Annotated in this window: 23 protein-coding genes and 1 pseudogene; 12 read left to right on the top strand and 12 right to left on the bottom strand. The window is 73.9% G+C overall.

The features are described 5' to 3' along the window. Positions 1 to 5 precede the first annotated feature (5 nt). Positions 6 to 1247: a TerD family protein gene (locus ABZ898_RS28700; RefSeq protein WP_361665112.1), complete on the bottom strand. Its 1242-nt coding sequence runs from the start codon at positions 1245 to 1247 to the stop codon at positions 6 to 8. Positions 1248 to 1458: 211 nt separating this feature from the next. On the opposite strand from ABZ898_RS28700, the gene ABZ898_RS28705 reads away from it, so the two are divergent. The 4 genes from ABZ898_RS28705 to ABZ898_RS28720 all read left to right on the top strand — a co-directional run bounded on the left by ABZ898_RS28705 (position 1459) and on the right by ABZ898_RS28720 (position 6284). Continuing rightward, a complete protein-coding gene (locus tag ABZ898_RS28705; RefSeq protein ID WP_361665047.1) occupies positions 1459 to 1932 on the top strand; it encodes a DUF6643 family protein in 474 nt (157 codons plus the stop codon). Positions 1933 to 1975: 43 nt separating this feature from the next. Continuing rightward, positions 1976 to 2800, top strand: coding sequence for an MOSC N-terminal beta barrel domain-containing protein (locus ABZ898_RS28710; RefSeq protein WP_361665050.1), 825 nt, complete (start codon positions 1976 to 1978; stop codon positions 2798 to 2800). A 203-nt stretch (positions 2801 to 3003) separates the two neighbouring features. Next, positions 3004 to 3609: a hypothetical protein gene (locus ABZ898_RS28715; RefSeq protein ID WP_361665053.1), complete on the top strand. Its 606-nt coding sequence runs from the start codon at positions 3004 to 3006 to the stop codon at positions 3607 to 3609. Between the two features lie 233 nt (positions 3610 to 3842). After that, on the top strand, positions 3843 to 6284 hold the full coding sequence (locus ABZ898_RS28720) for a right-handed parallel beta-helix repeat-containing protein (RefSeq protein ID WP_361665056.1): 2442 nt from the start codon (positions 3843 to 3845) through the stop codon (positions 6282 to 6284). A 3-nt stretch (positions 6285 to 6287) separates the two neighbouring features. On the opposite strand, the gene ABZ898_RS28725 is transcribed toward ABZ898_RS28720, so the two are convergent. Continuing rightward, complete coding sequence (locus ABZ898_RS28725; RefSeq protein WP_361665115.1) at positions 6288 to 8558, bottom strand: hypothetical protein; 2271 nt, start codon at positions 8556 to 8558, stop codon at positions 6288 to 6290. A gap of 388 nt (positions 8559 to 8946) precedes the next feature. On the opposite strand from ABZ898_RS28725, the gene ABZ898_RS28730 reads away from it, so the two are divergent. Further along, the gene (locus tag ABZ898_RS28730) at positions 8947 to 9795 is read left to right on the top strand and encodes a DeoR/GlpR family DNA-binding transcription regulator (RefSeq protein ID WP_361665059.1); all 849 of its coding nucleotides are present in this window, start codon (positions 8947 to 8949) and stop codon (positions 9793 to 9795) included. A gap of 15 nt (positions 9796 to 9810) precedes the next feature. On the opposite strand, the gene ABZ898_RS28735 is transcribed toward ABZ898_RS28730, so the two are convergent. Next, positions 9811 to 10935: a PLP-dependent cysteine synthase family protein gene (locus tag ABZ898_RS28735; protein ID WP_361665062.1), complete on the bottom strand. Its 1125-nt coding sequence runs from the start codon at positions 10933 to 10935 to the stop codon at positions 9811 to 9813. Positions 10936 to 11225: 290 nt separating this feature from the next. Between ABZ898_RS28735 and ABZ898_RS28740 the strand changes: the two genes are divergently transcribed. Further along, the gene (locus ABZ898_RS28740) at positions 11226 to 11549 is read left to right on the top strand and encodes a hypothetical protein (protein ID WP_361665065.1); all 324 of its coding nucleotides are present in this window, start codon (positions 11226 to 11228) and stop codon (positions 11547 to 11549) included. Between the two features lie 208 nt (positions 11550 to 11757). Beyond that, positions 11758 to 12180, top strand: a pseudogene (locus ABZ898_RS28745) (ATP-binding protein); the annotation flags it as partial. A 366-nt stretch (positions 12181 to 12546) separates the two neighbouring features. On the opposite strand, the gene ABZ898_RS28750 reads toward ABZ898_RS28745, so the two are convergent. The 3 genes from ABZ898_RS28750 to ABZ898_RS28760 all read right to left on the bottom strand — a co-directional run bounded on the left by ABZ898_RS28750 (position 12547) and on the right by ABZ898_RS28760 (position 15242). Beyond that, entirely contained in the window at positions 12547 to 13263 is a 717-nt protein-coding gene (locus tag ABZ898_RS28750; RefSeq protein ID WP_361665068.1) for an NUDIX domain-containing protein, read from the bottom strand. Positions 13264 to 13276: 13 nt separating this feature from the next. Further along, a complete protein-coding gene (locus ABZ898_RS28755) occupies positions 13277 to 14515 on the bottom strand; it encodes an ROK family protein (RefSeq protein ID WP_361665071.1) in 1239 nt (412 codons plus the stop codon). A gap of 61 nt (positions 14516 to 14576) precedes the next feature. Further along, on the bottom strand, positions 14577 to 15242 hold the full coding sequence (locus ABZ898_RS28760; RefSeq protein WP_361665073.1) for an alpha-ketoglutarate-dependent dioxygenase AlkB: 666 nt from the start codon (positions 15240 to 15242) through the stop codon (positions 14577 to 14579). A gap of 78 nt (positions 15243 to 15320) precedes the next feature. Here ABZ898_RS28760 and ABZ898_RS28765 point away from each other — a divergent pair, with 78 nt between their 5' ends. Continuing rightward, positions 15321 to 16454: a methyltransferase gene (locus tag ABZ898_RS28765; RefSeq protein ID WP_361665076.1), complete on the top strand. Its 1134-nt coding sequence runs from the start codon at positions 15321 to 15323 to the stop codon at positions 16452 to 16454. On the opposite strand, the gene ABZ898_RS28770 is transcribed toward ABZ898_RS28765, so the two are convergent. Continuing rightward, positions 16441 to 17304, bottom strand: a complete 864-nt coding sequence (locus ABZ898_RS28770) for a class II fructose-bisphosphate aldolase (RefSeq protein ID WP_361665079.1) — start codon at positions 17302 to 17304, stop codon at positions 16441 to 16443. The genes ABZ898_RS28765 and ABZ898_RS28770 overlap by 14 nt on opposite strands. Positions 17305 to 17324: 20 nt before the next feature. Then, positions 17325 to 18206, bottom strand: a complete 882-nt coding sequence (locus tag ABZ898_RS28775) for an SIS domain-containing protein (protein WP_361665082.1) — start codon at positions 18204 to 18206, stop codon at positions 17325 to 17327. Positions 18207 to 18329: 123 nt separating this feature from the next. Here ABZ898_RS28775 and ABZ898_RS28780 point away from each other — a divergent pair, with 123 nt between their 5' ends. Then, entirely contained in the window at positions 18330 to 19109 is a 780-nt protein-coding gene (locus ABZ898_RS28780) for a DeoR/GlpR family DNA-binding transcription regulator (protein WP_361665085.1), read from the top strand. An 11-nt stretch (positions 19110 to 19120) separates the two neighbouring features. Here ABZ898_RS28780 and ABZ898_RS28785 read toward each other — a convergent pair whose 3' ends face one another. Continuing rightward, a complete protein-coding gene (locus tag ABZ898_RS28785) occupies positions 19121 to 19813 on the bottom strand; it encodes a TetR/AcrR family transcriptional regulator (protein ID WP_361665088.1) in 693 nt (230 codons plus the stop codon). Between the two features lie 127 nt (positions 19814 to 19940). On the opposite strand from ABZ898_RS28785, the gene ABZ898_RS28790 reads away from it, so the two are divergent. Next, positions 19941 to 20396, top strand: coding sequence for a nitroreductase family deazaflavin-dependent oxidoreductase (locus ABZ898_RS28790; protein WP_361665091.1), 456 nt, complete (start codon positions 19941 to 19943; stop codon positions 20394 to 20396). Here the strand turns inward: ABZ898_RS28790 and ABZ898_RS28795 are convergent. Continuing rightward, positions 20386 to 21651, bottom strand: coding sequence for a geranylgeranyl reductase family protein (locus tag ABZ898_RS28795; protein ID WP_361665094.1), 1266 nt, complete (start codon positions 21649 to 21651; stop codon positions 20386 to 20388). The two genes, ABZ898_RS28790 and ABZ898_RS28795, sit on opposite strands and share 11 nt — an antisense overlap. Positions 21652 to 21824: 173 nt before the next feature. Here ABZ898_RS28795 and ABZ898_RS28800 point away from each other — a divergent pair, with 173 nt between their 5' ends. Then, positions 21825 to 23180, top strand: coding sequence for a dipeptidase (locus ABZ898_RS28800; protein ID WP_361665097.1), 1356 nt, complete (start codon positions 21825 to 21827; stop codon positions 23178 to 23180). Positions 23181 to 23237: 57 nt separating this feature from the next. Here the strand turns inward: ABZ898_RS28800 and ABZ898_RS28805 are convergent, their stop codons facing one another. Further along, positions 23238 to 24281 (bottom strand): NUDIX domain-containing protein, encoded by a 1044-nt coding sequence (locus tag ABZ898_RS28805; protein WP_361665100.1) that lies wholly within the window; start codon positions 24279 to 24281, stop codon positions 23238 to 23240. A gap of 142 nt (positions 24282 to 24423) precedes the next feature. After that, a complete protein-coding gene (locus tag ABZ898_RS28810; RefSeq protein ID WP_361665103.1) occupies positions 24424 to 24612 on the bottom strand; it encodes a hypothetical protein in 189 nt (62 codons plus the stop codon). Positions 24613 to 24896: 284 nt separating this feature from the next. On the opposite strand from ABZ898_RS28810, the gene ABZ898_RS28815 reads away from it, so the two are divergent. Beyond that, positions 24897 to 26795 carry an NPCBM/NEW2 domain-containing protein gene (locus ABZ898_RS28815; protein WP_361665118.1) on the top strand — a complete coding sequence of 633 codons (1899 nt, stop codon included), beginning with the start codon at positions 24897 to 24899 and terminating at the stop codon, positions 26793 to 26795. The last annotated feature ends 107 nt before the right edge of the window (positions 26796 to 26902 follow it).

Raw genomic sequence — 26902 nt, forward strand, 5'->3', positions numbered from 1 at the left:
GCGGGTCACTTGCGGCCGGGCGTCCAGTTCATGCCCCAGCCGTAGGCCCGGTCGACGGTGCGCTGCGGGCTCACCCCGCGCTCCGGGACCAGATAGCGGGCCTCGCGCCGGACGACGAGGTCACCGCCCGCGTCGGTGATCAGCGCCAGCGCGCACACCGTGGAGGGCACCGTGCACTCGTCCAGCGAGAAGTCGATGGGGGCGCCGTGCTGCGGCTCCAGGGTGACGGTGGCGTGCAGGTCGGCGAAGGAGCTGGCCCCCTCGTAGATCGTGACGAAGACGAGGACGCGCCGCAGGTGCTCCTTGTGGTCGAGGCTGATGGTGAGGTTCTCGCCGTCCGCCACGGCGCCGGTGCGGTCGTCGCCGTCGAGGTGGATGTACGGCGGCCGGTCGAGCGCGCCGAAGGCGTTGCCGAGGGCCTGGACGACGCCCTTGCGGCCGTCGGCGAGTTCGTACAGGGCGCACAGGTCGAGGTCGAGGTCACCGCGTCCGCCGCCCCGGCGGTGGCCCGTGAGGCGCTTGCGCGTCTGCCAGTTGAGGTTGACCCGCATGACGCCGGAGGTGCCGCCCTGCTTGGCCAGCGACACGGTGGGGGCCGCCTTGGTGAGCGTGACCTTGGAGAGCCGGACCGGGGGCGCGGCGGGGGCGGGAGCCGGGGGCGCGACGGGGGCAGGGGGTCCTTCGGGAGCCGGAGGCGCGACGGCGGCCTGGGGCTCGGCCGGGTGCTGGGGTACGTCGACGGTGATGCCGAAGTCCGTCGCCAGACCCTCCAGCCCGGTGTCGTAGCCCTGGCCCACGGCCCGGAACTTCCAGGTGCCCTGGCGCCGGTAGAACTCGCCGAGCACGAACGCGCTCTCCACGGTGGCCCCGGTGCTGTCGAAGCGGGCGGCGACATCGCCGGTGACCGCGTCCGAGACCTGGACGGCGAGGCCGGGGACCGCGCCGAAGGTGCCGCCGTCGGCCGAGGCGGCGAGCACGATCCGCCCGATGCCGCTCTCCACCCGCGCGAGGTCGACGAGCAGGGTGTCGGTGACGTGCTCGCCGGTGGTCCGGCTGCCCTGGTGGCGGACCGCGCCCGAGGGGTGCTCGGGCTGGTTGTAGAAGACGAGGTCGGCGTCCCCGCGGACCCTGCCGTCGGCGAGGAGGAGCGCCGAGGCGTCCACGCCGGGAATGCCGGGCCCCGCCCGGCGGATCACCTCGACGCGGAGCGCGGTGGCGCGCACGGGTGTGTTCGACCCCTTCGGCATGGACATGTCCGCCCCCAACTGAAGATCGTCCGACGCTCCGTCAACCGCCGGTAACCCGGCAGGAACTCGGCTTTTACACGATTCAAACGTCGAATGCGGTCCCTTTTTGCCAAGTTCGCTCGGATTAGCGATCGCAGATCGCCGCCGACACGGAAAACAACCCTCTTATCGGTCTCCCCAACCAGCACATCGTGGGCTTAACTTATGTGCCATGACCTCCCCCCGCTCCACCTATGGCGGCGGCTACTACTCCGCCTCCTTCCCGGACACCCCGATCTACGACTCGCTCGTCGCCGAGCGCGGCACCCCGCAGATCGCCCCGATCAGGGTCCCGGCCGCCTACGACAGCGCGATGGGCATGCCGCCCGCTCCGGCCATGCCCTCCCCCGGCGGCAACCTCCCCGCGCTGCCCTCGGCCCTCCCCGCCCTTCCCGCGGCCCCCTCGCCGCAGCCCCCGGCGTACGGCTACCCGCAGGCGCCGCAGGCCGCCCCGATGCAGCCGACCCCCACGGCCTACATCCCGCAGCAGGCCGGCGCCCCGCGCGGCTACCCCGGCGCGCAGCCCCAGCAGCCGCGCCCGGCGGCCGGCACCGGGTACGAGGCGATGCGCCCGGCCGCGCCCCGGCCGCCGCAGCAGCCCTACCAGGAGCAGCCGTACAACAACCAGCAGTACCGCGGCTACTGATCCACAGGGCTCTCCGTGCGGCGCCGTCTGGCAAGGTGGCGGCATGGGGAACGCGGTACTGCGATCGATTCACGTCCACCCGGTCAAGGCGTTCCGGAGCCTGACGCTCCAGGAGTCCGGGGTGGAGCCCTGGGGACTGGCCGGTGACCGGCGCTGGGCGTTGATCGACGACGGGGGGAAGGTCGTCACCCAACGCGAGGAGTCCCGTCTGTCGTGCGCCGTCGCCGAGCTCTCGCCCGGCGGCGGCATCCGTCTGTCGGCGGCCGGTCATCCGCCGCTGGAGGTAGCGGTACCCCGTCCGGCCGGGACCATGCCGATCATGTTGTTCGGCCGCAAGGTGGAGGCCGTCCTCGCCGACGAGTCCGCCCACCGGTGGTGCTCCGCCTTCCTGGGAGCGCCCGTCCGCCTGGTCCATCTCGACGATCCGGCCACCCGCCGTCCCGTCGATCCCGACTTCGCCCTGCCCGGCGAGACGGTGAGCCTCGCCGACGGCTATCCCCTGCTGGTCACCACCGTCGCCTCGCTCGACGCGCTCAACTCGGCGCTCGCCGGGGGCCGTCACGCCGACGAGGGGCCGCTGCCCATGAACCGGTTCCGGCCCAACGTGGTCGTCGCGGGCACCGAGGCGTGGGAGGAGGACCACTGGACCCGGCTCACCATCGGGGACGTCGGCTTCCGGGTCGCCCGCCCCTGCGGGCGGTGTGTCGTGACCACGGTCGACCAGGGCACCGGCGTACGCGGCCGTGAGCCCCTCCACACCCTGGCGCGGCTCCGCAGACGCGACGGGCGGCTGTTGTTCGGACAGAACCTGGTCCCCCTGACTACCGGCACGATCCGGGTCGGCGACCCGGTGCGCGTCCACACCTGACGCGCCCTCACCGCCTTCCGGCTGTCCGGGCCGGGGAACGGGAACTCGTCCCCGGCCTCGCTCGTTGGGACGAACATGAGAATTCCGTGAGAGAAACCGCCCGGACATGATGTCCTTCTCCCGTGCCCTCTTCACCGGGCCGGGGGATGAGCGGGGCCGGCACGGGGCAGGACAGGGGGCGTCGGAGGTAAGGGGGTGGGCACATGCGCACCATCAGCGGTCTGTGGCGCTGGCGCGGCAATCCGCTGCGCCGCCCGACCGATGTGGCGGAGGCATGGGTGTGTCTCCTGGCACTGCTGCTGACCGTCGTCGCGATGCCCGTCATCGGGACGGTGACCGGCTCGGCCGCCCAGGACTCGCTGCGCCGGTCGGTGCTCGAGCAGCGGCAGTCCCGTCATCTCGTCACGGCCACCGTGCTGCGCACGCTCGCGCAGGCCCCGCCCGAGACCGAAGCCGACACGGGCGTGGCGCGCACCTCCCGCAGCCGTGTGGTGGCCGGGTGGACGGCGCCGGACGGCACGCGGCGGCAGGGCGCGGTGCTGGCGGAGGTCAAGTCCCCGCGCGCGGGTGAGCACTTCAGGCTCTGGACGGACCCGGGAGGGCGAATAACGACCCGGCCGCTGGACTCCGCCACCGCCCGGGCGCACTCGGTGCTGGCGGGCGTCGGCGCCGCCGTACTGGCGGCCGGCCTCGTGGAGAGCGCGCGGCGGCTCGTCCTCTGGCGCATGGTCCGCCGCCGGTACGCGAGTTGGGAGCGTGCCTGGGACCGGGCGGGCCCGGACTGGGGGAAGGCCGGTACGGGCAGCTGAGGCCACCTTCGGGCTCTGGTCGGTCCGTCGCCCCCGCGCACGCTACGGTGGACCGGCCGACTCGCTTTCGGCATCGACCCGCGCGCGAACGAGCCGAAGGCCGCGCCGGAGTCCGGAACACGCGCACACGCGACGCCGTGATCGGCGGCGCGAGGCCGCCGTCCCGGGTCCCGGCCGCGGAGCCCCTGAGGCGGACGAGCACACGTACCACGAGGTGGGGGCACGGCAACGCCATGGCACAGGGCACGGTCCAGGTGACGCACACCGGCACATCGCGGTGGCGGCGCCGCACGGGTGAGTACGCGTCGCTCGCGGCCGCTCTGGAGGCCGCCTCGGACGGCGACGTCCTCACCATCGCTCCCGGCACCTACCGGGAGAACCTCGTCGTGCGGCGGGAGGTGACCCTGCGCGGTCCCGACAACGCGCCCGGTTCGGTGCGTATCGCGCCCGTGGACGGCGTGCCGCTGACCGTGTGCGCCTCCGCCGTGGTGCAGGGCCTGCACGTGGAGGGTCAGGACGGCGCCGCCCCGGCCCTGCTGGTCGAGGAGGGCACACCCGAACTGCTGGACCTGCGGATCGTGACCCGCTCCGCCTCCGGTGTCGAGGTGCGCGGCGGGGCGCGTCCGACCGTGCGCCGGTGCACGGTGGACAACCCGGCCGGCATCGGCGTCCTCGTGCTCGACGGCGCCGCCGGGGTGTTCGAGGAGTGCGAGGTCGTCTCGGCCGGGCAGGCGGGCGTCGCGGTGCGCGGCGGCGGCCACCCGCGGCTGGAGCGCTGCCGGGTGCACCACGCCTCGGGCACGGGCCTGAGCGCCACCGGGGAGAACTCCGCGCTGGAGGCGTTCGGTTGCGAGGTGTACGAGGTGCGGGGCGCCGGGGTGCAGGTCACCCAGGGGGCCACCGCCCACCTCACCGACTGCGCGGTGCACCGTACGTCGGCGGACGGGGTCACGCTCGACACGGACGCGGTGCTGACCCTGGCCGACTGCCGTATCCACGACATCCCGGAGAACGCGGTCGACCTGCGCTCCCGTTCGGTGCTGACGCTGACCCGGACGACGGTGCGCCGGTTCGGGCGCAACGGCCTGTCGGTGTGGGACCCCGGCACCCGCGTGGACGCCAACCAGTGCGAGATCTTCGACAGCACCGGCGACTACCCGGCGGTGTGGGTGAGCGACGGCGCGACGGCCGTGCTGGACTCCTGCCGGGTGCACGACGTGCCGGACGCGCTGTTCGTGCTGGACCGGGGTTCGCGCGCGGACGTGGTGGACAGCGACCTCTCCCAGGTCCGCAACACGGCGGTGTCGGTGAGCGACGGCGCGACCGCCCAGCTCGACGACTGCCGTATCCGGGACGCGGCGACCGGTGCCTGGTTCCGCGACCACGGCAGCGGCGGCACGCTCAACAACTGCACGGTGGACGGCACCCAGACCGGTGTGATCGTCACCAAGGGCGCCGATCCGACGATCGAGCGCTGCGTGGTCGAGGGCCCGGCCGAGGCGGGGTTCTACGTCTCGGCGGGCGGCCGGGGCAGCTTCGTGGACTGCCGGGTCACCGGCAGCGGCGGCTACGGCTTCCACGTGCTCGACGGCTGCCGCACGACGCTGCGCAAGTGCCGTACGGAGCGGTGCGCGCGCGGGGGTTACGAGTTCGCGGAGGCCGGGCCGGACACGGGCACGGGTTCCGGGCCGGTGGTGGAGGACTGCAGCAGCGACGAGAGCGGCGCGCTGCGGTCGCCGTCCGCCCAGGACACGGCGGTGCAGACGGTTCCGGCGTCCACCGGGGGTCTGCTCGGCGCGATCCCGGGACAGCGGGCCACCGCTCCCGAGCCGCCGGCCGCACCGCCGGTGCCGGAGCGCGAGAGCCGCACGTCGGACGCCGTGATGGGTGAACTCGACGCGCTGGTGGGCCTGGAGAGCGTCAAGCGCGAGGTGCGGGCGCTGACCGACATGATCGAGGTGGGCCGGCGCCGCCAGAAGGCGGGGCTGAAGGCGGCCTCGGTGAAGCGGCATCTGGTCTTCACCGGCTCCCCCGGCACCGGCAAGACCACGGTGGCCCGGCTGTACGGGGAGATCCTGGCCGCGCTCGGCGTGCTGGACATAGGGCATCTGGTGGAGGTGTCCCGGGTCGACCTGGTGGGCGAGCACATCGGTTCCACCGCGATCCGTACCCAGGAGGCGTTCGAACGCGCGCGTGGCGGTGTGCTGTTCATCGACGAGGCGTACGCGCTGTCCCCGGAGGACGCCGGGCGTGACTTCGGCAAGGAGGCCATCGACACGCTGGTGAAGCTGATGGAGGACCACCGGGACGCGGTCGTGGTGATCGTGGCGGGTTACACGGCGGAGATGGAGCGCTTCCTGTCGGTCAACCCGGGTGTCGCCTCGCGTTTCTCGCGGACGATCACGTTCGGGGACTACGGCCCGCAGGAGCTGCTGCGGATCGTGGAGCAGCAGGCCGACGAGCACGAGTACCGGCTGGCTCCGGGCACGGCGGAGGGGCTGCTGAAGTACTTCACGGAGCTGCCGAAGGGCCCGGCGTTCGGCAACGGCCGTACCGCGCGGCAGACGTTCGAGGCGATGGTGGAGCGGCACGCGAGCCGGGTCGCGCAGTTCGCCGATCCGAGCACGGACGATCTGACGCTGCTGTACATGGAGGATCTGCCGGAGCTGCCCTGACCTCTACGTCCGTCCGGTCTCGGGGCGGGGTGCGGGCAGGTCGGGGCGGAGGCGGGCGAGCAGGCGGTCCCGTTCGCGGGTGAAGGCGGGGTCCTCCTGGTAGTCGGAGTGGCCGAGGATCGGCGCGGGCAGCGGGTGTTCGGGGGTGCGGCCGTAGGCGCGCGGGTCGGGCAGCGGCTCGTGGTCGACGTCGGGGCCGTGCCCGGCGGGCAGCCGGACCGGCCCGCCGATGGGGTCGGTACGGCGGTGCAGGTTGCGCCAGCAGCCGATGTCGCGGTGCAGGGCGGCCAGCGCGGTGGGGCCGAAGTGGGCGGGGAACCAGCGTCCGTACAGCCGCTCCAGCGGTGAGCCGTAGGTGAGCAGCGCGACGCGGTTGCGGACGGCGGGCGCGAGCTGCCAGGCCGCGGCGGCGACCAGGACGCTGCCCTGCGAGTGGCCGGAGAGGACGAGCCGGCCGCCGGTGCGTTCGGTCCAGGTCGCCGCGCGCCAGGTCAGGTCGGGCACGGCGCGCTCGGCGTAGCACGGGGGCGCGAAGGGGTGGGCCGCGCGCGGCCAGAAGGTGCCCACGTCCCAGAGGATGCCTATGGTCCGGCGGGCGGAGGCGTCCTTGTAGGCGCGGCGTCCCCAGGTGACGAAGAGCAGGAAGCCGACGCCGATCAGCCAGGAGCCCAGCGCCTGGCAGGTCTCGGCGGCGATCCGGACGGGTTCCACGGCGTGCCGGGCGGCCTGGGCGGGCGCGAGCCCGCCGGCGAGCGAGCCGGCGAGGGCCCCCGCGCCGGCGAGGAGGGTGGCGGCGGAGCCCACGGCGACGACGAGCGGCGCGCGGTCGGTGAGGGTGGCCATGGCGCGGGTGTGGGCGATGCGGCGGGTGCGGGTGGGGTCCTCGGGTTCGCCGGGGTGCTCGTCCCGCACCCGTCGGCGTTCGGCGTGTGCCAGGCGGGCGGTGCGGCGGGCCAGGACGGCGGTGAGCACGAGGAGCACGGCGAGCACGGGCGGGATGGCGGACGCCTGCCAGGTGAGCGTGACGGGGGGCCCGGTGATCAGGGAGCGGGTGCCGTCGAGCCAGTCGGCGACACGCTGGGCGACCCCTCCGGACGCGACACCGCCGAGCGCGCAGGCGAGCAGGGCGACGGCCGGTCCGCCGAGGCCGCGCATCGCGGCACGGGGGTCGGGCAGGCGGAGGTGCAGCTGTCGGGCGACGACGGCGAGGGCGACGACGAGGACGCCCTGCGCCAGCATGAGCGCCCCGAACGCGGGGTCGCCGGGCAGTCGTCCGGCGGAGTGCCAGCCGGGCCGGGACCAGCACGCGTAGGCGGCGCCGAGGAGCAGCAGGGCGGCGGCGCCGAGCGGGAGGGCGCGCAGCAGGTGGCGGTCGAGCGCCTGGTCGAGCCGGCGTTCGCTGCGGCCCCGGCGGCACACGACCGAGACGACGGCGCACGCCCAGAGGAGGATGCCCAAGCCGAGCAGGACGCCGAGGGCGTTCAGGGGCGCGGGCCCGCCGGGCCGGTGGTCGAAGCGGGCGGCGGGCAGGGTGACGGCGGCGGCGACGGTGAGCAGTCCCGCGGCGGTGTGCGCCGCGCGCAGGCGGGCGCCGAGGCGGCGCCCGTACCAGAAGCCGGGGCGGCCCAGCGCGCTCTCGTCGGGGCCCGGTTCGACGGTGACGGTCAGGGGCTGGTGGGACTCGTAGGCGCTCCAGGTGCGGTGGGAGAGGTACCAGAGCAGCGCGGTGAGCAGGGTGGGGGCGAGGGCGGCCAGGGCGAGGCGGCGGCCGGGCTCGCTCCACCAGCCGCCGTCGGAGCGGGCGGGCGAGAGGAAGGCCAGCCAGGAGTGGCGGCCGGCGCAGGCGGGGGCGCCGGCGCACTGCCAGGCCACCAGGTCGAGCGCGACCTCGCAGGCGGCCGCGACCAGGACCACGGTGAGGGTGAGTGCGGCGAGCCGGACGAGGAGGCCGTACAGACGGACCATGGGCCCGGGGCTTTTGGCCGCGGGGCGCATCCAGTGGGCGAGGTTGACCACCATGAAGGGCAGCAGAAGCAGCCACAGGGCGCGGGTGCCGTTGCCGGAGGTGAGGTTGCACCAGACGTACGCCTCGCGCACCGGGTCCCGGCCGGGGGTGGCGTCGAGGGCCTGTGAGGCGTTCCCGGTGGGGTCCGGTACGTCATCGGCGCGGCGGAAGACGGCGGCGGTGTCGTCGCCGGTGACGCGGACCGTGCGCGGGTCGCCGAGCATCTTCTCGGGGGTGGTGCCGCCGACGCCGTGCACGAGCAGTTCCAGGCCGCGGTCCGCCGTCCCGGCCGCCTCGGCGGTGTCCGGCCGGGGTACGGCGGTACGTTCTCTCGCGTGTTCCACTTCTGGTTCGCACCCCCGTGTTCACCTGAGGAGTCCTGAGCCCGTGCGGGCTTCAGGTTCTCCGATTCCCTTGTGACGTACACCCGCCGGAACCGCTTGTCACGGAATCTCCCCGATCCGGGTGACGACGGCCACTGTGGTGTCCGCACACATGTGCGCGCACCCTATGTGTGCGTGGTGACAGCCAGTGGCGCGGCCCATGGCGGCCCGTGACAAGATGAGAGGCCGGTGTATGTGGTGCGCCTGTGGAACGGCCAGGTCACCGCGGGCGCCGGGCGGCTCGGACAGTTGTGGCGAAAGGACCGGAGCGTACGTGAGCGAGAATCAGAACCTCCTCGCGGAGCAGCGCCGCGCCCTCATCGTGGACGAGGTCCGCCGCCGGGGCGGTGTCCGGGTCAACGAACTGACCCGGCAGCTCGGTGTGTCGGACATGACCGTGCGCCGGGACCTGGACGCGCTGGCCCGCCAGGGTGTGCTGGAGAAGGTGCACGGCGGCGCGGTCCCGGTGGTCGAGGCGAGCACGCACGAGCCGGGTTTCGAGGCGAAGTCGGGTCTGGAGCCGACCGCCAAGGACGAGATCGCGCGGGCGGCCGCACGGCTGGTGGCGCCCGGCTCGGCGATCGCGCTGTCCGGCGGTACGACCACGTACACCCTCGCCCTGCGGCTGCTGGAAGTGCCCGATCTGACCGTGGTGACGAACTCGGTGCGGGTCGCGGACGTCTTCCACACCGCGCAGCGCACCTCCGGCCGGCGTCAGGGCGCGGCCACGGTGGTGCTGACCGGCGGGGTGCGCACCCCGTCCGACTCGCTGGTGGGTCCGGTCGCGGACCGGGCCATCGCCGCGCTCCACTTCGACCTGCTCTTCCTCGGGGTGCACGGGATATCGGCGGAGGCCGGGCTGTCCACGCCGAACCTGGCCGAGGCGGAGACCAACCGGCAGCTCGTGCGCTCGGCGCGCCGGGTCGTGGTGGTCGCCGACCACACCAAGTGGGGCACCGTCGGGCTCAGTTCGTTCGCCGCGCTGGACGAGGTGGACACGCTGGTCACGGACGGCGGGCTGCCCGCCGAGGCCCGCGCGGAGATCTCCGAGCGGCTGCGGCGCCTGGTGGTGGCGGGCGAGCCGGAGGACGACGAGGAGCCGGAGGCCCTCGAAGAGGACTGACGGCGGGCGGGCACCTCAGCCCGGCCAGACGCCGGTGGACAGCAGGGTCTCGATCGCCGCCGCGTACGGCCCGATGTCGAGGTTCTGCTCCTCCAGCCAGCTGTCGGAGTAGTACTTGTCGAGGTAGCGGTCGCCGGGGTCGCACAGCAGGGTGACCACGCTGCCGTTGCGCCCCTCGGCGACCATCTCGGAGACGATCTTCAGCGCGCTCCACAGGCCGGTGCCGGTCGAGCCGCCCGCCTTGCGGCCGAGCGCCCGCTCCAGCGCGCGTACGGCGGCCACGCTCGCGGCGTCCGGGACCTTCATCATGCGGTCGATCGCGCCGGGCACGAAGCTGGGCTCCATGCGGGGCCGTCCGATGCCCTCGATCCGGGAACCGCAGTCGCAGGTGACGTCCGGGTCCCCGGTCGTCCAGCCCTCGAAGAAGCAGGAGTTCTCGGGGTCGGCCACACAGACCCGGGTGTCGTGCTGGAGGTAGTGCACATAGCGCGCGAGGGTCGCCGAGGTACCGCCGGTGCCGGCCGTGGCGACGATCCACGCGGGCACCGGGAACCGCTCCAGCGCGAGCTGCCGGAAGATGGACTCGGCGATGTTGTTGTTGCCACGCCAGTCGGTGGCGCGCTCGGCGTAGGTGAACTGGTCCATGAAGTGGCCGCCGGTCTCCGCCGCGAGCCGCGCGGACTCCGCGTACATGGTGCGTGGGTCGTCCACGAAGTGGCAGCGGCCGCCGTGGAACTCGATGAGCCGGCACTTCTCGGCGCTCGTGGTGCGCGGCATCACGGCGATGAACGGCACGCCGATCAGGGACGCGAAGTAGGCCTCGGAGACGGCGGTCGAGCCGCTGGACGCCTCGATCACCGGGCGGCCGGGGCGGACCCAGCCGTTGCACAGACCGTAGAGGAAGAGGGAGCGGGCGAGGCGGTGCTTGAGGCTGCCGGTCGGGTGGGTCGACTCGTCCTTGAGGTACAGGTCGATGCCCCACTCCTCGGGCAGGGGGAAGCGCAGCAGGTGGGTGTCCGCCGAGCGGTTGGCGTCGGCCTGGACCTTGCGTACGGCCTCTTTCAGCCAGTCCCGGTAGGCCGCGTCACTGCGGTCGACGTCGAGGGTGGCGCCGGTCCGGGCCGGTGGGGTCGTGCTCACGGCGGGGCTCCTTACGCTGGGCGCCGATGACGCCCGGCGCGGTCTGGCAGCCCGATCATAGGCATCAGTCTCACCGCTTCTCACCTGCATCAACGCATCTTTGAGCCACCCAAAGGCAGCCTGGGGCACACCCGTGCGAGGGGGCGCGGGGGCGCATTGGCGCGAGTGCTGCGGCGCCACGTGCGCCCCGTCCGCGCGCACTGGTGCTCCGGTCGGCGCCGGGGCAGACTGCACCGCGTGGACCGGCCGCCGTACGGGAGGCCGGGGACGCGCGAGGGGGCGGTGCTGGGATGGCTGAGCCGGAGTTCACGGCAAGAGGCGTGCGCATCGGCAAGGGAATGCGCTCGCTGACGCGGGCGGGGCGGGTCAGGATCAGCGACGGCCGCCTGGAGCTGCTCACCAGCGAGGGCAGCGAGATCGACAGCGCGCCGGTGGGGGCCGTACGGGCCTCCCGGCCGTGGTTCGCCCCGGACGACCGGGCGCAGGCCGATCTGAACGGCCACCGGTACCAGCTCACGCTCACCGAGCGTGAGACCGCTCCGGGTGAGCAGCGCCCGCCCGCCGCACGCCGGTTCATCGAAGCGGTGCGCCGGGCCGGCGGGCGGGGTGGCTGACCTGCGGGCCACCGTGGCGAGTTGCGGGAGGGCGGGCACTGCGGCACGCTGATCTCACGTCACTCTGGGTTTACCGGAGGTAACGCTGCGGACCGGCCCGTCGGCCTGAACGGCAGGCGGTCACAGGGACGCCGGCGCCCTCCCGGATTTCCGTTGTTCTCCGTGTTCCTCCGGTTTCGTCCGGACCTCACATCGGGGAGTCGCAGCCGTGATCAGTTACCCGAACAGGCACTGCACGGTGGAGCTCCAAGCCCTGCCGTCGCGGATCGGCCAGGTCCGCAGAATCGTATCTGCGCAATTGCGCTACTGGCATCTCGACCCGTTGATAGACCGGGCCGCGCTCGGCGTGACCGAGCTGCTCAGCAACGTCCACCGGCATGCCCGGCCCGACAAGTCGTGCACGGTGGAACTGGAGTTCCGGTCCGACCGGCTCACCGTCTCGGTCCGCGACCGAGATCCGCGCCTTCCCTCGGTGCCCGACCTCCCGGTGCCCGACACCGCGGAGTCGTCGGACGACGGCCCGCTGGCCACCTGCGGACGCGGCCTGGTCATGGTGGCCGCCGTCAGCGAGAGCTGGGGCGCCCGCCCGGACGGCGAGGACGGAAAGGTCGTGTGGTTCGCGCTGTCCGCGGCCGCCGAACCGGCCCCGCTCCCCCAGTCCCCGAAGCCGCCCCGCACGGCGGAACAGCGCCCCGCGCCCCCGCCGCTCACCGTCCAGTCCCCGGCCCGCGCGCCGGAACCGGTCGTGGTCCATGCCCCCGCGCCCGAGCCCGCGGTGACCCATGGCCCGGTACGCACGCCCGAGCCCGCCGTGGCCCACGCCCCGGCGGGCACCCCGGCGCCGGAACCCGCGCTGGCCCACGCGGCACCCGAACCCGTGGCCCCCGAACCCGCCGCGCCCGTGGTGGCGGCAGTGGCTCCCGCGGCATCGGCCGTGCCCGGCTGACCGAACGGAACGCGTGCCCGGTACCGCGCCCGAGCGCCGTACCGGGCCGCACTACACCCCGAAGAACCGCCCCGCCGCCAACTCCAGGTAGGACGCCGACGAGCCCGGCAGCGCCCGGAGTTCGGACAGCGAGCCGATCAGCTCCACCCGGTCGAACTCGGGGTCCACCCCCGACGCGGTCTCGGTGCGCGCCAATTCCGCGTGCCGCTCCCGCAGTTCGCGCGCGGGACGCGGCGGGGCGGTGAAGAGGAACCCCACGCTGCCCCGAGTGTCACGGACCACCGGGCCCGGTACGAGGGCGTCAGCGGGGGTGTCGGAGCCGGTCTCCTCGGCCAGTTCGCGGGCCGCGTGGACTCGGAGCAGATCCGGGTCCAGCACGGCACCGTCGCCCGGAGGTTCGAGCGTGCCACCGGGCGGCTGCCAGCGGCCGGGGGCCGAGGTGGTGGGCGACATCCGCCCCACCAGCAGCCGTCCGTCGTCACCGGGCTGGAGCACCGCCACGAACAGCGCCGCGACGGCCGGTGCGTCCGGAAGCCCGCGCAGGACACGGTAGCGGTACGTCAGCCTCGTCCAGGAGACCAAAAGGCCACCTCTGTCGTCGTGTTCGAACCCCGTGAGCGCGGCCACCGGACCGTCGAACAGGGTCGGGTTGGCGCGTACGGCGGCTTCCCAGCGGTGGTCCATCGTCGTGCGCTGGGAGGCGGTGAGGGCGGGCGGTGCGGTCTCCTCGAAGCGGAGGCGGGAGGCGTCCCACAGCTCCGCCGTCACCGTTGGGCCGCCGTCACCGCAGGGCCCCGAGCGGGTCGTCGAGGACGGGCTGCCAGGCGAGTTCGGCGGCTCCGACCAGGCTGTCGTGGTCCAGGGTGCACGGCAGGATCGGGACGCTCCCGCTCCGCCCCCACAGGCTGCGCTCGGCGACGACCGCGCGCAGGCGCTCGGGGTCGGCGGCGAGCAGCCCCCGGTGCAGACCGCCCAGGATGACGCGGTCGGGGTTGAGGATGTTGACCAGCCCGGCCAGCCCCAGACCGAGGCGGTCGATCAGGGTCTCGGCGGCGCCGCGTACGGCGGGCTCGGCGTACCGGGTGCGCAGCAGGGTGTCGGCCTGTTCCAGGAGGGACACCTCGGGGCCGGGTTCGAGTCCCGCCTCCATCAGCAGGGCCAGCGGGTCGGCCTCGACGTCGAGACAGCCCCGGCTGCCGCAGTGGCAGACCCGGCCCTCGGGGTTGACGGTGAGGTGGCCGACCTCCAGGGCGAGTCCCGAACTCCCGGTGTGCAGGCGGCCGTCGAGCACCAGGGCGCCGCCCACGCCCCGGTGGCCGGTGGCCACGCACAGCAGGTGCCGGGCGCCCCGGCCCGCGCCGTGCCGGTGTTCGGCGAGGGCGGCGAGGTTGACGTCGTTGCCCGTGAAGGCGGGGCCGGTGATCCCGGCGGCCTGCACGAGGCCGGTGAAGATGCGGCGCACCGGTTCCCCGGCGGGCCAGGCCAGGTGGAGGGGGTTGAGGGCGAGCCCCTCGGGTTCGGCGACGGCCGAGGGCACGGCGAGCCCGGCGCCGACGCAGCGGCGGCCGGTGGCGCGCAGCAGGTCGGCGCCCGCCTCGACCACCGCGCCGAGCACCTTGGCCGGGTCGGCGTCGACGGTCTCGCAGCCGGGCGTGGTCGCCACGATCCGTCCGCCGAGGCCGACCAGGGCGGCCCGGAAGCCGTCCGTGTGCACTTGCGCGGCCAGCGCGACGGGCCCGTCCTCGGCGACCTCCAGGCGGTGGGAGGGGCGGCCCTGGGAGCCGGCGGGGGCGCTGGGGCGGGCGTCGACCCTGATCAGGCCGAGTGCCTCCAGTTCGGCGGCGACGGCTCCGGCGGTGGCGCGGGTGACGCCGAGTTCGGCGGTGAGCACGGCACGGGTCGGGGCGCGTCCGGTGTGCACCAGCTCGAGCGCGGGGCCGAGGGCGCCGCGTCCCCGGTCCAGCCGCGCCCGTGAGATGGGTCCTGACCCCGGCTTCCGGGGGTCCGCCATGCCGCTCATGGGGGCGAGTCTCGCATGATCCGGGCGGATCGTGACCTGCTCCGTGACCGATCGGACATGGTCAGCGGGCGGGGCCCGTCAGGCCGCTCACCCGGAGGGTGATGTTGAGCCGTCCGGTCAGGCCGAGCGCGGGCGGCGCGGTGCCGGGGAGCACGCGCGGGACGCCGTGGAAGGCGAGGCGGGAGGGGCCGCCGAAGACGAAGAGGTCGCCGCTGCGCAGCTCCACGTCCGTGTAGGGGCGGGTGCGGGTCTCGGTGTTGCCGAAGCGGAACACGCAGGCGTCGCCCAAGCTCAGGGAGACCACGGGGGCGTCGGAGTGTTCGTCGCCGTCGCGGTGCATGCCCATGCGGGCGTCGCCGTCGTAGAAGTTGATCAGGGCGATGTCGTAGGGCTCGCCGGGGAGCGCCTCCGCGCCGAGGGCGTCGGCGACCGCGCTGCGGGCCAGCTCGTCCAGCCAGGCGGGGAAGGGTTTGACGGGCGCGTCGTCGCCGTCGACGACGGTACGGGCGTAGGCGTACGGGTACCAGTGCCAGCCGAGGCAGACCTGCCGGGCGGTCATCGTGCCGCCGCCGGGGGTGCGGACCGTGCGCAGCCCGGCCGGGGGGCGGGCCCACTCGCGGCAGGCGGTGAGCAGCGTCCGCTGCCGGCCGGTGTCCAGCCAGTTCGGGACGTGCACGGCGCCCGGAGCGGCCTCGGCCCGCTCCCGCGGGAAGAGTTCCACGTCCATGCGCCCCATCCTGCCCCAGGAGCGGCCGAACGGTCCTGAGCTGGGGCTCGGCTAGCCTGGGGGGCGATGAACGACCGCATGACGACTCCGTGGGGCGAGACCGAGCTGTCCCGCTTCCCCGACGATCCCCGCGACCGGCTGCGTGCCTGGGACGCCTCCGACGCGTATCTGCTGCGGCACCTGGCCGGGGAAGGGGTGGACCTGTCGGGCGAGGTCGTGGTGCTGGGCGACCGCTGGGGCGCGCTGGCGACGGCGCTCGCGGCACACCGGCCGACGCAGATCACCGACTCCTTCCTGAGTCAGGAGGCGACGCGGGCTAACCTGGCGCGGGCCGGGGTCGGTCCCGGCGCGGTCCGGCTGCTGACCACGCAGGACCCGGCGCCCGAGCGGGTGGACGTGCTGCTGGTGCGGGTGCCCAAGAGCCTGGCCCTGCTGGAGGACCAGCTGCTGCGGCTGGCGCCCGCCGTGCACGCGGGGACGGTGGTGGTCGGCACCGGCATGGTGAAGGAGATCCACACCTCCACGCTCAGACTGTTCGAGCGGATTCTGGGGCCGACGCGCACCTCGCTGGCCGAGCAGAAGGCCCGGCTGATCTTCTGCGCCCCGGACCCGTCGCTGGTGCGGCCGGGCAATCCCTGGCCGCACGGCTACACCCTGCCGGACGGGGTCGGGGTGGCGTCGGGGCGGCCGGTGGTCAATCACGCGGGCGTCTTCTGCGCCGAGCGGCTGGACATCGGCACCCGGTTCTTCCTGGGGCACCTGCCCGGGACGCGTGGGCGCCGGGTGGTGGACCTCGGCTGCGGCAACGGCGTGGTGGGCACGGCGGTGGCGCTGGCCGACCCGGAGGCCGAGGTGCTGTTCGTGGACGAGTCGTTCCAGGCGGTCGCGTCGGCGGAGGCCACGTACAAGGCGAACGGGGTGCCGGGGCACGCGGAGTTCCGGGTCGGGGACGGGCTCGCGGGGGTGGCGTCCGGCAGCGTGGACCTGGTGCTGAACAACCCGCCCTTCCACTCCCACCAGGCCACCAGCGACGCCACGTCCTGGCGGATGTTCAGCGGCGCCGAGCGCGCGCTGCGGCCGGGCGGCGAGCTGTGGGTGATCGGCAACCGGCACCTGGGCTACCACGCGAAGCTGAAGCGGTTGTTCGGCAACTGTGAACTGGTCGCGAGCGACCCGAAGTTCGTGGTGCTGAAGGCGGTCAAGAAGAGCTAGCGCCGTCGAGTACGCGGATGATCCGGGCCACCTCGCCGGCCATGGCCGTCCGGCCGACGGCGAGGTAGGCGCGGGGGTCGACGGCGTCGGGGTGCCGGCCGAGGTGCTCGCGGACCGCTCCGGTCAGGGCGGCGTTGAGGGCGGTGCCCACGTTGACCTTGCCGATACCGCCCGCGACCGCCTCGACCAGCGCGTCGTCCGGCACGCCCGAGGAGCCGTGCAGGACCAGGGGTACCGCCAGCCCGGCACAGAGCCGTTCGAGCAGGGCGTGGTCCAGGGCCGCGGTGCGGGTGGTCATGGCGTGCGTGCTGCCGATGGCGACGGCGAGCGCGTCGACGCCGGTCCGCTCGACGAAGTCCCGCGCCTCGGCGGGGTCGGTACGGGCGCCGGGGGCGTGGGCGTCCAGCGGGGGCCTGCCGTCCTTGCCGCCGATCTGGCCCAACTCGGCCTCGATCCAGAGACCTTGTGCGTGCGCCCAGTCGGCGGCCGCCCGGGTGGCGGTGAGGTTCTCGGCGTAGGGCAGGCGGGCCGCGTCGTACATCACGGAGCTGAATCCCGCCTCCGGGGCCTGGCGCAGGAGGCTCTCGCTCTGGACGTGGTCGAGGTGCAACGCCACCGGGACGCCCGCCTGTTCAGCCGCGGTCACGGCGGCGCGGGCGAGGGGGCAAAGGCGTCCGCCCCTGAACTTGACCGCGTTCTCGCTCACTTGGAGCACCACGGGCGCTCCGGCCGTCTCGGCTCCGCTGACGACGGCCTCGATGTGTTCCAGGGTGATGATGTTGAACGCGGGCACGGCGGTACGGCGCCGGGCGGCCCGGGTGATCAGTTCACCGGTGGTGGTGAGGGGCACGGCGGCCGGTCCCTTCCGTGTCAGGGGGTGAGGATCACCGAGCGGGTGAGGTGGCGGGGCCGGTCGGGGTCGAGTCCCCGGGCGGCGGCCACGGCGACGGCCAGCCGCTGGACGCGGATCAGTTCGGCGAGCGGATCGAGTCCGCCCTCGATCCACAACGCGCCGGTCGCGCGCACCTGTTCGGCGAGCCCCTCGGGGGCCGGGCCGAGCGCCCAGGTCGCGGTGTCCCCGGCGCTGACGCTGATCGGGCCGTGCCGGTACTCCATCGCCGGGTACGCCTCGGTCCAGGACAGCGACGCCTCGCGCATCTTCAGCGCCGCCTCGTTCGCCAGTCCGACGGTCCAGCCCCGGCCGAGGAAGGTGAACTCCCGTCGCTCCACCAGCCCTTCGGGCAAGGGGGCGGCGAGGGCCGTGCGGGCGTCGGCGACGGCGGCCTGGGTGTGCAGCCCGAGGTGGGTGCGCAGCAGGGTGAGGGCGGTGGTGGCGAACCGGGTCTGCACGACGGAGCGTTCGTCAACGTGGGCGAGGACCACGAGAGCGCCGGCGGCCTGCCTGACCGGGGTCCCGGCGTCGGCGGTGATCGCGGTCGTCCGGGTCGTGCCCTTCAACTGGGCGAGCAGGTCCAGCACTTCGGTGGTGGTGCCGGACCGGGTGAGGGCGATCACCTGGTCGTAGGACCGTCCGCGCGGGAACTCGGAGGCTGCGAAGGCGTCCGTCTCCCCCTGCCCGGCCTCCTCCCGCAGCGCCGCCACGGCCTGCGCCATGAAGTACGAGGTCCCGCAGCCGACGACCGCGACCCGCTCCCCCGGTACCGGCAGGGCCGTGCGATGCGCGCCCGCCTCCCGTGCCGCCCGCTCCCAGCACGCGGGCTGGCTCCTCAGCTCGTCCTCGACATGGCTCACGCCACACCCTCCCCAGGCTGATCGTTGATGCAAGATACTGCCGACTTTCGAGCACAATCAAGCATCGGGACGGTACTCGTCCGTGCGCTAGGGTCACCGCGGGATCACAGGAACGGAGGCCCGATGGCGCGGGACACCCGCTGGCAGGCACTGCTCGAACTCCTCGCGGAGCGGGGGCGGCTGGAGGTCGAGGAGGCGGCGGCCGAGCTGGACGTGTCGGCGGCGACCATCCGCCGGGACCTCGACGGGCTGGCGGAACAGCGGATGCTCGTACGGACGCGGGGCGGCGCGGTGGCGCACGGGGTGTCGTACGAACTGCCGCTGCGCTACAAGACGGCCCGGCACGCCTCGGAGAAGCAGCGGATCGCGGCGGCGGTGGCGGATCTGGTGGCGCCGGGCGAGGCCGTGGGCCTGACCGGGGGCACCACGACCACGGAAGTGGCCCGCGCGCTGGCCGTGCGCCCCGATCTGGCCGACGGCGCGCCCGCGCTGACCGTGGTCACCAACGCGCTCAACATCGCGGGCGAGCTGGCCGTACGGCCGCAGTTCAAGATCGTGGTGACCGGCGGGGTCGCGCGCCCGCAGTCGTTCGAGCTGGTCGGACCGCTCGCGGACGGGGTGCTCGGCGCGGTCACGCTGGACGTGGCGGTGCTCGGGGTGGGCGCCTTCGACCCGGTGCACGGCGCTGCGGCGCACGACGAGTCGGAGGCGGCGGTCAACCGGCTGCTCTGCGAGCGCGCGGAGCGCGTGGTGATCGCGGCCGACTCCAGCAAGCTGGGGCGGCGCGCGTTCGCCCGGATCTGCGGCCCGGAGCCGGTCGACACGCTGGTGACGGACACCGACGCACCTCGGGAGACGGTGCGCCGGTTCGAGGAGGCGGGCGTGCGGGTGCTGGCCGTCTGAGCCGGCGCGGGTCAGGCGGCGGGCAGGCCCACGCTCACGCCGAGCCGGGCGGCCGCGTACCGGAAGAACCGCTCGCGGTCGGCCACCACCTGCTCGAACTGCCCGAACAGCTCGAACCCGACCAGCCCGAACAGCTCGGCCCAGGCCGCGACCATGGCGGGCGCGGCCTCGGGCGGCAGTTCGGGGGCGATGTCGGCCGCCATGCGCGCGGCCTCGGCCCGCAGTTCGGCGGGGAGCGCCGGCCCGGTGAGGCCGGGCCCCCGGTCGGCGTCACGGACGATGCCGATCAGGACCATGGCCACCCGCGCGGCGGACGCGATGGTGGTAGCGGGGGCGGCGTAGCCGGGTACGGGCGAGCCGTAGATCAGCGCGTACTCGTGCGGGTGGGCCAGCGCCCAGGCCCGTACCGCCTCGCAGACGGTCGTCCAGCGGCGCATGAACTGCCCCTCGGGGACGCCCGCGTGGGCGGTCTCGGCGGCCTCGCCCAGGGAGTCGTAGGCGTCGATGATGAGCGCGGTGAGCAGGTCGTCGCGGCTCGGGAAGTACCGGTAGAGCGCGGAGGACACCATGCCCAGCTCGCGCGCGACGGCGCGCAGCGAGAGCTTGGCGGCTCCCTCGGCGGCTAGCTGACTGCGGGCCTCGTCCTTGATGGCCGCGGTGACCTCGGTCCTGGCCCGCGCGCGGGCGCCCTCTGCGGTGCTCATGCGGGCAAGCATGCCACGCGACAGAGCGGTGCACACAAACCAGAGCACCGCTCTTGCGCGAGAGCAGTGATCTCGGCACACTGGAATCGAAGCGAGAGCACCGCTCTCCCGAATCCTGGGGGTCGTCATGTCGTCGTCCGCGCCGTACTACCTGAAGGCCGGCCCGGTGGGCACGTGGTTCAACGGACTCGTCGGCCGGCTCGCCCGTCTCGGGGTCAGCCTGGCGGGCAGCGCGGAGCTGTCGGTACGCGGCCGCAAGAGCGGCGCGATGCAGCGCATCCCGGTCAACCCGCACACCTACGAGGGCGGGCAGTACCTGGTCTCGGCGCGCGGCCACTCCCAGTGGGTGCGCAACATGCGCGCGGCGAACGGCGGTGAGCTGCGGGTCGGCCGCAAGGTGCGCGCGTTCACCGCGGTGGAGCTGCCCGACGACGAGAAGCTCCCCGTCCTGCGGACCTACCTGGAGCGCTGGGGCTGGCAGGTCGACAAGTTCTTCGCCGGGGTGACCGCGAGTTCCTCCGACGCGGAGATCCTCGCGGCCGCCCCCGACCACCCGGTGTTCCGGATCACCGTCACGGACTGACGGTGTCCTGCCGCTCAGGCTGCTCGGCCCGGCTCTCCGGCGTGGTCCGCCCCCGGTCGAGCGCGGCCAGGGCCCGTTGGGCGAGCGGCCGGGACCGCACCATCTCCCCGAGCGTCGTCGCGCCGGTGGTGATGTCCCGGAACGCCTTCCACGCGGGCCGGAACCCGGTGATCCCGGCGTGGAAGACACCGGGCCGGCGCTCGAAGGCGGCCAGCAGGCGCTTGCCGACGCTCATCTCCACCCCGAGCCCCGCCTTGATGGCGAAGGCGTAGTTCAGGGCCTGCCGGCGGGTGTCGACGGCGTCGTGGGCCTCGGCGATCCGGACCGCCCACTCCCCCGCCAGGCGCCCGGAGCGCAGGGCGAAGGAGATGCCCTCACGGGTCCACGGCTCCAGCAGCCCGGCCGCGTCGCCGCAGACCAGCACCCGGCCGCGGGAGAGCGGCGAGTCCTCGGCGCGGCAGCGGGTCAGGTGCCCGGAGGAGATGCTCGGCTCGAATCCGGCGAGCCCGAGGCGGGCGATGAAGTCCTCCAAGTACCGCTTGGTGGCCGCGCCTTCGCCGCGCGCGGAGATCACGCCGACCGTGAGCGTGTCGCCCTTGGGGAAGACCCAGCCGTAACTGCCGGGCAGCGGGCCCCAGTCGATGAGGACGCGTCCCGCCCAGTCCTCGGCGACGGTGTCCGGCACCGGGATCTCCGCCTCGAGACCCAGGTCGACCTGGTCCAGCTTGACCCCGACATGGGCCCCTATCCGGCTGGCACTGCCGTCCGCGCCGACGACCGCGTGCGCGAGAACGGTCTCGCCGCCCTGGAGGACCACGGCGACGGTGCGCCGGTCGGGGACGGCGGAGCCGTGCTGCTCCACGCGCTGCACGGTCACGCCGGTGCGCAGCTCGGCACCCGCCCTCTGCGCGTGCTCCACCAGCCGCTGGTCGAACTCGGGCCGGTTGATCAGGCCGAACAGCATCTGCCGGGAGCGCCGGGTGCGGGTGAAGCGGCCGTTGTGGGAGAAGGTGACCGCGTGCACCCGGTCCCGGAAGGGGAGTTCGAAGCCGGGCGGGAGCGCGTCGCGGGAGGGGCCGATGATGCCGCCGCCGCACGTCTTGTAGCGGGGCAGTTCCGCCTTCTCCAGGATCAGCACCCGGCGCCCGGCGACGGCCGCCGCATAGGCGGCCGAGGCGCCCGCGGGGCCCGCGCCGACCACGACGACGTCCCAGACCCGCCGCTCATCCTCCGCCGAAGTGTTCTCGCCGCTCACGATGGTCTACCGCTCCGATCAAGCCGCTGCCGCTCCCCCGGTGCACCGGATGCCACGGGGCGGGGGACCCCCATGTCCCTGGCATCCTACGGCCGGTTCCCGCCTCGGGCCGCTGTGGGAGGATCGGTGTATTCCAGCAGTTCAACGTCGTAACCCCACGAGGAGCCGTGCCCATGTCGTCGAATCCGGTCGCCGAGACCGTCGCCTCGCTGATGCCCCGCGCCCGGGCGGAGCTGGCCGAGCTGGTCGCCTTCAAGTCGGTGGCGGACTTCGAGCAGTTCCCGAAGAGCGAGAGCGAGGGCGCCGCGAACTGGATCGCCGGCGCGCTCACCGCCGAGGGCTTCACCGACGTGGCGCTCCTGGACACCCCGGACGGGACCCAGTCGGTGTACGGCTACCTGCCCGGCCCCGAGGGCGCGAAGACCGTCCTGCTGTACGCCCACTACGACGTGCAGCCGCCGCTGGACGAGGCCGGCTGGACCACGCCCCCCTTCGAGCTGACCGAGCGGGACGGCCGCTGGTACGGGCGTGGCGCGGCCGACTGCAAGGGCGGCCTGATCATGCACCTGCTGGCGCTGCGGGCGCTCAAGGCCAACGGCGGCGTCCCGGTCGCCGTCAAGGTGATCGCCGAGGGCTCCGAGGAGCAGGGCACCGGCGGCCTGGAGCGCTACGCCGAGCAGCACCCGGAGCTGCTGGAGGCCGACACCATCGTGATCGGCGACACCGGCAACTTCCGCGTGGGCCTGCCGACGGCGACCACCACCCTGCGCGGCATGACGATGGTCCGGGTCCAGGTCGACACCCTCGCCGGGAACCTGCACTCGGGTCAGTTCGGCGGCGCCGCCCCGGACGCGCTCGCCGCGCTGATCCGCCTGCTGGACTCGCTGCGGGCCGAGGACGGTTCGACCACGGTGGACGGCCTGACGGCCGACGCCCGCTGGGAGGGTCTGGAGTACGGCGAGGAGCAGTTCCGCTCGGACGCCAAGGTGCTGGACGGCGTCGGGCTGATCGGTGACGGGTCGGTCGCCGACCGGCTGTGGGCGCGCCCGGCCGTGACGGTCGTCGGCATCGACTGCCCGCCGGTCGTGGGCGCCACCCCGTCCGTGCAGTCCAGCGCCCGCGCGCAGATCAGCCTGCGGGTGCCGCCGGGCGTGGACGCGGCCGAGGCGACCAAGCTGCTCACCGCCCACCTTCAGGCCCACACTCCGTGGGGCGCCCGGGTGAGCGTGGAGCAGGTAGGCCAGGGCCAGCCGTTCCGCGCCGACACCACGAGCCCCGCCTACCAGGCGATGGCCGACGCGATGGCGGTGGCGTACCCCGGCGAGACCATGCAGTACGCGGGCCAGGGTGGCTCGATCCCGCTCTGCAGCACCCTCGCGGGCCTCTACCCGGAGGCCGAGATCATCCTCATCGGCCTGAGCGAGCCGGAGGCCCAGATCCACGCGGTCAACGAGAGCGTCTCCCCCGAGGAACTGGAGCGCCTCTCGGTGGCGGAGGCCCTGTTCCTGGGCAACTACGCGGCGAACTGAGCTCGTTCATGACGGCGCGCCCGCACCCGGGGCGGGCGCGCCACCGCCGGGCGGAACTCAGCCGACCGGTATGCCCGCCTCCAGGTACAGCGCGGCGCCGCGCTCGCGGGCTCTGAGGGCCCAGCGGAGGCGCTCGTAGCGGACCGGGGGGAGCATGGTGGCGGCCTCGCGCTCGGTGGCGAAGCGCCAGGCGCGCAGTTCCGGGCCCGGCAGCAGCACCCCGGCGGCCTCCTCGGGGGTGAGGCGGCCGCCGTCGAAGAGGAGGCGCAGGCCGCCGTATCCGGGCGGGGCGGGACGCTCCCAGTCGACGACCAGCAGCCGGGGCACCTCCCGCAGCCGTATCCCGACCTCCTCGGCGACCTCCCGCATCCCTGCGCGGGCCGGGGCCTCGCCGCGCTCGACCACGCCGCCGGGGAACTCCCAGCCGGGCTTGTAGGTGGGGTCGACCAGCAGGACCCGGTCCTCGGCGTCGAAGAGCAGCACCCCGGCGGCGAGCGTCTCGCCGGTCGGCTCGGGGGTCTGCACGATCTCGCAGGGCCGGACGTCGCCGCCGCCCACGGCCTCGGTGACGCGGACGGCGCTCTGGTACGGGGTGAGACCGCCGGTGTCGATCGGGTACGCGTCCGCGGTGAGCCAGGAGGCGAGCGCGGCGCGGTAGGGCTCGATGTGGTCGTACGCCCACTGCCGTACGCGTATCTCCGCGTCGGGGAGGTCGGGCGGCAGCTCCCTTTCGGCTATGCGCTGGCGCAAAATCGTTTCGGCCGGGGCGAGCAGCAGATGGCGTACGGAGATCCGGCGGGCGGCGAGGCCGCCGAAGATCTCGTCGCGGTACTCCTGGCGCAGCAGGGTCATGGGCACCACCAGGGTCCCGCCCAGCTCGGCGAGCATCGCCGCGGCGGTGTCGATCACCAGGCGGCGCCAGATGGGCAGGTCCTGGAAGTCGTCGACCTCGGCGAGGCGCTTGGCCGGTAGCAGGCGCGAGAGCGCCGCGCCGATCAGCTCGGGGTCGAAGAGCGTGCTGTTCGGGATCAGTTCGATCAGTTCCCGTGCGGTGGTGGTCTTGCCCGCACCGAACGCGCCGTTGATCCAGACGACGGTCACGGTTCCCCCTCTTCTGTTGGCCCCCTGGGGCTTGCCCGTTCCACCCTGTCACGGAAACCACGCGCAGTTGAGGGCGCACAGGACGGTGCCGGGGCCCCTGGGGCAAGGGTCCCGGCACTATGTTCGCGGTCTATTCCGGCCCTTACTGGCCGAGCGCGCCCTCGTCCACGTCGAAGCTGTCCTGGCTCACGATGTGGTCGACGGTGCTCAGGGTGTCGTCCACCTTGAGGTCGCTCAGGCCGGTGTTCTCCGCGGCGTGGGACGGGGTGAGGGCGGCCACCACGAAACCGGTGGCGAGGCTGGCGATGGCGAGCATGCTGCGCTTCTTCATGCCGTGATCAACTGCCGGACGGCCCGGAGGGTCACGCTGTACGGGTTTCGGCCAGCCGAACCAACAGGACCGAACGTGTCTGGCACGGCCCTTCCAACAGACTCGGACACGTCCTACCGTGATCGCGCACCGGTGCCCGACCCTGTCCGCCGCGAGCCGGAGGAACGTCGACGATGCGTCACCCCCACCCCCGCACGCACCGCATCCGAGCAGCCGCAGTACTCCTGACGGCACTGCTGAGCGCGGGCGGTCTCGCCGCCCCGGCCACGGCCGCGCCCCCTCCCATGGCCCCCGCCGAGGGGCTGGCCCTCACCCCGCCCATGGGCTTCAACAACTGGAACTCCACGCACTGCCGGGCGGAGTTCGACGAGGACATGGTCAAGGGCATCGCCGACCTCTTCGTGACCAAGGGCCTGAAGGACGCCGGGTACCAGTACGTCAACCTCGACGACTGCTGGGCGCTGCCCCAACGGGACGCCGACGGCAAGCTGGTGCCGGACCCGGCCCGCTTCCCGCACGGCATCTCGGCGGTCGCGGACTACGTGCACGCCAAGGGTCTCAAGCTCGGCATCTACACCAGCGCGGGCACCAGGACCTGCGACGGCGCGGGCTTCCCCGGCGCGCTGGGCCACGAGGCGAGCGACGCCCGGCAGTTCGCCGACTGGGGCGTGGACTACCTGAAGTACGACAACTGCAACAACCAGGGCGTGGACGCTCAGCAGCGCTACCGGACCATGCGTGACGCCCTGCGGGCCACCGGGCGCCCGATCGTCTACAGCATCTGTGAGTGGGGCGAGAACAAGCCCTGGGAGTGGGCCTCGGACGTGGGCCAACTCTGGCGCACCACCGGGGACATCAGCGACAGCTGGGGCTCGATGCTCTCCATCCTCAAGCAGAACCTCCCCCTCGCCCCGTACGCCGGTCCGGGCCACTGGAACGACCCCGACATGCTGGAGGTCGGCAACGGCGGGATGACCGACACCGAGTACCGCTCCCACTTCTCGCTCTGGGCGGTCATGGCGGCCCCGCTGCTCATCGGCACCGACCTGCGCACCGCCTCCCCCGCCACGCTGGACATCCTCGGCAACAAGGAGGTCATCGCGGTCGACCAGGACCCGCTGGGCAGGCAGGGCACGGTGGTGTCCAGTGAGGGCGGGCGCTGGGTGGTCGCCAAGGAGATGGCAGACGGCAGTCGCGCGGTCGCCCTGTTCAACGAGTCCGGGTCCGCGCAGCGCGTCGCCACCAGCGCCGCCGCCGTGGGGCTACCGCGCGCCGCCGGGTACACCCAGCGCGACCTCTGGCGGCACCGGGACAGCAACACGGCCGGCACTGTCGCGGCCACCGTCCCGGCGCACGGCACGGTCCTGCTCCGCGTCTCGGCCGACGGCCACTGGGCGGAGCACCCGCCCGCCGTCGAAGCCGGCCTCGACGAAGCGCCGTTCATCGAGCGGGGCACCCCGGCCACGCTCGCCACGACCGTCACCGACCTGGGGCGCACCCCGGCCCGCGAGGTCTCGGCCGCGCTGACCGGCCCCGACGGGTGGACCGTACGGGCCCTCTCCCCCGCCGCCACGCCCGGTCTGCCCTCCGGCGCGTCCCTGCGCACCCGCTGGCGGGTGACGGCCCCGCCGGGGACGGCCACCGGGTCGTACGCCCTCTCGCTGCGCGTCCGTCACCGCTCGCCCGCGGGAAAGCGTGTCACCACCGATCTCCCGGTGACCGCGTCCGTGGTCGTGCCGCCGCCGACCGGGGTCTCGTACCTGAGTGATCTGCCCTGGCTGTCGGCGGTCAGCGGGTGGGGGCCGGTGGAGCGTGACACCAGCAACGGTGAGGAGGCCGCGGGCGACGGCTCCCCGCTCACCATCGGCTCCACGGTGTACACCAAGGGTCTCGGGATGCACGCGGCCGGCGAGGTCGCCCTCTACACCGGGCGGCGCTGCGCGAAGGTCACCGCCGAGGTGGGCGTGGACGACGAGAAGGGCGCCAAGGGCAGCGTGGCCTTCGAGGTCTGGGCGGACGGCGTGAAAGCCGCCTCCACGGGCGTACTGACCAACGCTCAGGCCGCCCAGCCGCTGACCGCCGACGTCAGCGGCGCGCGTGTGGTGCGGTTGGTGGTCACCGACGGCGGCGACGGCGTCGACTCCGACCACGCGGACTGGGCGGACGCCCGGCTGAACTGCTGAAACGGGCGTGGCCACGGGGGCTTGCCCCGTGGCCACGCGACGCAGCTAGGGCCTTTCTTCCGGATCAGGCCGGCTCGGATCGACGGTGCCTTCGGGCCGACCCCAGC

The sequence above is a fragment of the Streptomyces sp. NPDC046860 genome (assembly GCF_040645115.1).
Lineage (GTDB): Bacteria > Actinomycetota > Actinomycetes > Streptomycetales > Streptomycetaceae > Streptomyces.

What these genes read in the sequence shown, in the direction of transcription:
- ABZ898_RS28785 (WP_361665088.1), bottom strand. Translation starts at nt 19,813, where the DNA reads ATGAGCACCGCAGAGGGCGCCCGCGCGCGGGCCAGGACCGAGGTCACC.
- ABZ898_RS28790 (WP_361665091.1), top strand. Translation starts at nt 19,941, where the DNA reads ATGTCGTCGTCCGCGCCGTACTACCTGAAGGCCGGCCCGGTGGGCACG.
- ABZ898_RS28755 (WP_361665071.1), bottom strand. Translation starts at nt 14,515, where the DNA reads ATGAGCGGCATGGCGGACCCCCGGAAGCCGGGGTCAGGACCCATCTCA.
- ABZ898_RS28710 (WP_361665050.1), top strand. Translation starts at nt 1,976, where the DNA reads ATGGGGAACGCGGTACTGCGATCGATTCACGTCCACCCGGTCAAGGCG.
- ABZ898_RS28780 (WP_361665085.1), top strand. Translation starts at nt 18,330, where the DNA reads ATGGCGCGGGACACCCGCTGGCAGGCACTGCTCGAACTCCTCGCGGAG.
- ABZ898_RS28705 (WP_361665047.1), top strand. Translation starts at nt 1,459, where the DNA reads ATGACCTCCCCCCGCTCCACCTATGGCGGCGGCTACTACTCCGCCTCC.
- ABZ898_RS28810 (WP_361665103.1), bottom strand. Translation starts at nt 24,612, where the DNA reads ATGAAGAAGCGCAGCATGCTCGCCATCGCCAGCCTCGCCACCGGTTTC.
- ABZ898_RS28715 (WP_361665053.1), top strand. Translation starts at nt 3,004, where the DNA reads ATGCGCACCATCAGCGGTCTGTGGCGCTGGCGCGGCAATCCGCTGCGC.
- ABZ898_RS28740 (WP_361665065.1), top strand. Translation starts at nt 11,226, where the DNA reads ATGGCTGAGCCGGAGTTCACGGCAAGAGGCGTGCGCATCGGCAAGGGA.
- ABZ898_RS28815 (WP_361665118.1), top strand. Translation starts at nt 24,897, where the DNA reads ATGGCCCCCGCCGAGGGGCTGGCCCTCACCCCGCCCATGGGCTTCAAC.
- ABZ898_RS28800 (WP_361665097.1), top strand. Translation starts at nt 21,825, where the DNA reads ATGTCGTCGAATCCGGTCGCCGAGACCGTCGCCTCGCTGATGCCCCGC.
- ABZ898_RS28700 (WP_361665112.1), bottom strand. Translation starts at nt 1,247, where the DNA reads ATGCCGAAGGGGTCGAACACACCCGTGCGCGCCACCGCGCTCCGCGTC.
- ABZ898_RS28765 (WP_361665076.1), top strand. Translation starts at nt 15,321, where the DNA reads ATGACGACTCCGTGGGGCGAGACCGAGCTGTCCCGCTTCCCCGACGAT.
- ABZ898_RS28760 (WP_361665073.1), bottom strand. Translation starts at nt 15,242, where the DNA reads ATGGACGTGGAACTCTTCCCGCGGGAGCGGGCCGAGGCCGCTCCGGGC.
- ABZ898_RS28720 (WP_361665056.1), top strand. Translation starts at nt 3,843, where the DNA reads ATGGCACAGGGCACGGTCCAGGTGACGCACACCGGCACATCGCGGTGG.